We start from the raw sequence: 3470 nt of genomic DNA on the forward strand, positions 1-3470 counted from the left end.
AACCCCAACGGTAGTCGCTGCTACAATACGGGCACGCGGCTTCAAATTAAATTCTTTAACGGCTTGCTCTGATGCCACTAAAAAAGCGGCGGCGCCATCATTGATGCCTGATGCATTGCCAGCGGTTACGGTGCCATTCTCTTTAACAATAGCGCGCAGTTTGGTGAGTTTCTCAAGCGTGGTATCGGCGCGGGGATGCTCATCTTTATCGACAATGACAGGCTCGCCTTTACGCTGTGGGATAACGATAGGCGTAATCTCACTCTCAAAAAACCCTGACTCTTGGGCTGTAGCAGTACGTTGCTGGCTACGAAGCGCAAAAGTATCTTGATCAACGCGATTGACATTGAATTGCTCGGCGACATTTTCGGCGGTTTGCGGCATGGTCTCCGTGCCATATAGCTCATCAAGCTTTGGATTGATAAAACGCCAGCCCATCGTGGTATCTTCGAGCTTTTGACTACGACCAAACGCTTGATCTGACTTACCCATGACAAATGGCGCACGGCTCATACTCTCAACGCCACCTGCAATAATTAGATGAGCTTCACCAGCTTTGATGGCACGAGCGGCGATGGCTAAGGCATCCATAGACGAGCCACATAGGCGATTCACTGTGGTAGCAGGCACTTGATAAGGTAGGCCAGCTAGTAACGACGACATACGCCCAACGTTGCGATTGTCTTCACCGCTCTGATTGGCACAACCGTAGATAACATCATCGACTTGTATCCAATCGACTGTGGTATTACGTTCCATTAAGGCTTTAATGGGAATGGCACCCAAATCATCAGCACGTACAGGGGCGAGACTGCCGCCGTAGCGTCCAAAAGGGGTACGAATGGCATCAATAATATAAGCATTGTTTAAACCAATGGTTGAATCAGTCATCATCCTTGTCCTTTTTATTGTTTTGAATTTGTAGCGTCAATTAGCGTCGCACCCGTTAATCCTTGTAAATCATCAAAGTTTAGGTCGTCGACCATCTCGGTAACAAGCAAGCCTTTATCAGTGACATCAATGATACAGAGGTCAGTATAGATACGGTCTACGCATTTTTTACCCGTCACCGGATAGCTAAGCTCACTAACGATTTTAGGTTCGCCCTCTTTGGTGACATGATTGGTCATGACAAAGACCTTTTTGGCACCGACGGCTAAGTCCATGGCACCACCGACCGCTGGTATCGCATCTGGCGCACCCGTACTCCAGTTGGCCAAATCGCCGTTTTCAGCAACTTGAAATGCACCCAGTACGCAAATATCAATATGACCTCCGCGCATCATGGCAAAAGAGTCACCGTGATGAAAGAAACTACCACCATCTAGCATGGTGACGTACTCTTTTCCGGCATTAATCAGCTCGGGATCCTCTTCGCCTTTAGCAGGTGGTGGTCCAAAAGCTAATAAGCCGTTTTCTGAATGCAAAAAGACATCTTTATCATCCGGTAGGTATTTTGCAATTTTGGTCGGTAGTCCGATGCCTAAATTGACATAGGCACCATCTGGAATATCTTGTGCAGCGCGCTCGGCGATTTGATCGCGGGTCAAAACGGTGTAGGAAGTATGGCTCATGATTATGATCCTTATAATTAGCAGTATTAAGCGGTGGCTGTAGTAGCTGTGCTAGAAAGTTAAGCGCTAGCAGATTCAGTGCTAGCAGGCTGAATTTGCACCACATGCTGCACAAAAATACCCGGTGTAATAATGTGTTCAGGATCAAGCGCGCCAAGCTCAACCGTTTCGGAGACTTGGGCGATAGTAATATCAGCTGCCATTGCCATGATTGGGCCAAAGTTACGAGCTGACTTGCGGTACACCAAGTTGCCCCAACGATCGCCTCTAGAAGCTTTAATTAAAGCAAAATCAGCCTTGATCGGATATTCAAGAACATAGTCTTTACCATCGATTTCTCGAGTCTCTTTACCTTCTGCGAGTAAAGTACCAAAGCCTGTGGGCGTATATACCGCACCGAGTCCCATACCTGCTGCTTGAATACGGCAAGCCAAATTACCCTGTGGTATTAGCTCCAGCTCAATCTTGCCAGCATGATAAAGCTCATCAAATACCCAAGAGTCCGATTGACGCGGAAAAGAGCAAATGATTTTACGCACAGCGCCCGTTTTTAAGAGCTTGGCAAGGCCATGGTCGCCGTTACCGGCATTATTATTAATGATGACCAAATCCTTTACGCCTAAATTAATAAGTCCATCAATGAGTTCAGCTGGTTGCCCTGCAGTACCGAAGCCACCAATCATGATGGTAGCGCCATCTTTGATTTGACTAAGTACGTCAGTGATATTTTTATCTGCTTTGTTAATCATATTAATATCCTATAAAAAGTCATATGAGGTAGTGTCTTTAAGATTGATGAGCGGTGTACAGGTTGAGTCATTGCTCTGACACTACTTAATTTTTTTGTAAGCGAGTTATTCTTAATTGGCTTCATTATTAGAGGTCGTTAATGAGATAGATGATGTTGGTAGTAGGCGTTTTTTGGTCAGAATATAGTGAGCAATCATGCCAATAAGAATGCCCCAAAACACAGAGCTTAATCCCAAAAAGCTCATACCCGATGCTGTCGCCAAAAAGGTAATTAACGCTGCATCTCTTTGCTCATCATTTTTCATAGCAATGGTGATATTGGCAGAAATGGCACCGATTAACGCAAGGCCGGCCAGTGCCGCGACAAGCTCTTTTGGAAGCAAGCTAAATACCATCACGATACTGCCAGCAAATAAACCGCCAAATAAATAGAAGATGCCATTAGCGACACCTGCGATATAGCGCTTTTCCTTAAGTTCATGCGCATCTTTGCCAGTACAAAGCGCGGCTGTGATAGCGGCAAGTACGATAGTGATACCACCAACACATGCAACTGCTAACGAGGCGAGGCTTGTAACACTCACAATAGGCTTGGCTGGCGTGTCGTAACCGCTAAGATTTAAAATAGCCATACCCGGTAAAAACTGGCCAGTTAAGCTCACAAGGATGAGTGGTATAGCGAGGTTAAACGTTGAGTTCCACGACCATTCAGGTGCAATAAAAGTAGGTATGGTAACGGCTAAATCGAAATGGACAGGGTTCATTTTGCCAAGTAAGACGCTTAAGATAACACCGCATATCAACACCCAGATCATCGTATAGCGCGGCGAAAAGCGTTTGGCTAATAAATAGCAACCGAGCATGCTAAAGACGATAAATGGCATGCTATCAGTGGCTTTAAATAATTCTAAGCCGAATTGAAATAGAATCCCTGCCATCATGCCAGCGGCGATACCGTTAGGAATCCATTTTAATATTTTGTCGAAGTAACCTGTTGCCCCCACGATAAATATGACAATCGCTGAAATGATATAACCAGCAACAGCTTCATTAATACTCATCTGTGGAAATAGGGTAACCAGTAAAGCGGTACCAGGGGCGGACCATGCTGTAATAACCGGTGTTTTATATTTAATAGATAAATAA

The 3470-nt window shown here is 45.3% G+C and carries 4 protein-coding genes; all 4 read right to left on the bottom strand.

Annotation, left to right across the window (positions count from 1 at the left end; translation table 11 throughout):
- The coding region (locus ABYU67_RS11930; protein ID WP_372845496.1) for an acetyl-CoA C-acyltransferase at positions 1 to 876 on the bottom strand (876 nt) is incomplete at its 3' end.
- A 29-nt stretch (positions 877 to 905) separates the two neighbouring features.
- Positions 906 to 1574 (bottom strand): 3-oxoacid CoA-transferase subunit B, encoded by a 669-nt coding sequence (locus tag ABYU67_RS11935; RefSeq protein WP_372845490.1) that lies wholly within the window; start codon positions 1572 to 1574, stop codon positions 906 to 908.
- Between the two features lie 59 nt (positions 1575 to 1633).
- Positions 1634 to 2323, bottom strand: a complete 690-nt coding sequence (locus ABYU67_RS11940) for a 3-oxoacid CoA-transferase subunit A (protein WP_372845492.1) — start codon at positions 2321 to 2323, stop codon at positions 1634 to 1636.
- 111 nt (positions 2324 to 2434) lie between these two features.
- A partial coding sequence (benE, locus tag ABYU67_RS11945) for a benzoate/H(+) symporter BenE (RefSeq protein WP_372845494.1) occupies positions 2435 to 3470 on the bottom strand: 1036 nt, incomplete at its 5' end.

Source organism: Psychrobacter sp. (assembly GCF_041554015.1).
In the GTDB taxonomy this organism is placed as follows: Bacteria; Pseudomonadota; Gammaproteobacteria; order Pseudomonadales; family Moraxellaceae; genus Psychrobacter.

Excerpts from the sequence above, each read along its gene's own strand:
- ABYU67_RS11940 (WP_372845492.1), bottom strand. The coding sequence starts at position 2,323 with ATGATTAACAAAGCAGATAAAAATATCACTGACGTACTTAGTCAAATC.
- ABYU67_RS11935 (WP_372845490.1), bottom strand. The coding sequence starts at position 1,574 with ATGAGCCATACTTCCTACACCGTTTTGACCCGCGATCAAATCGCCGAG.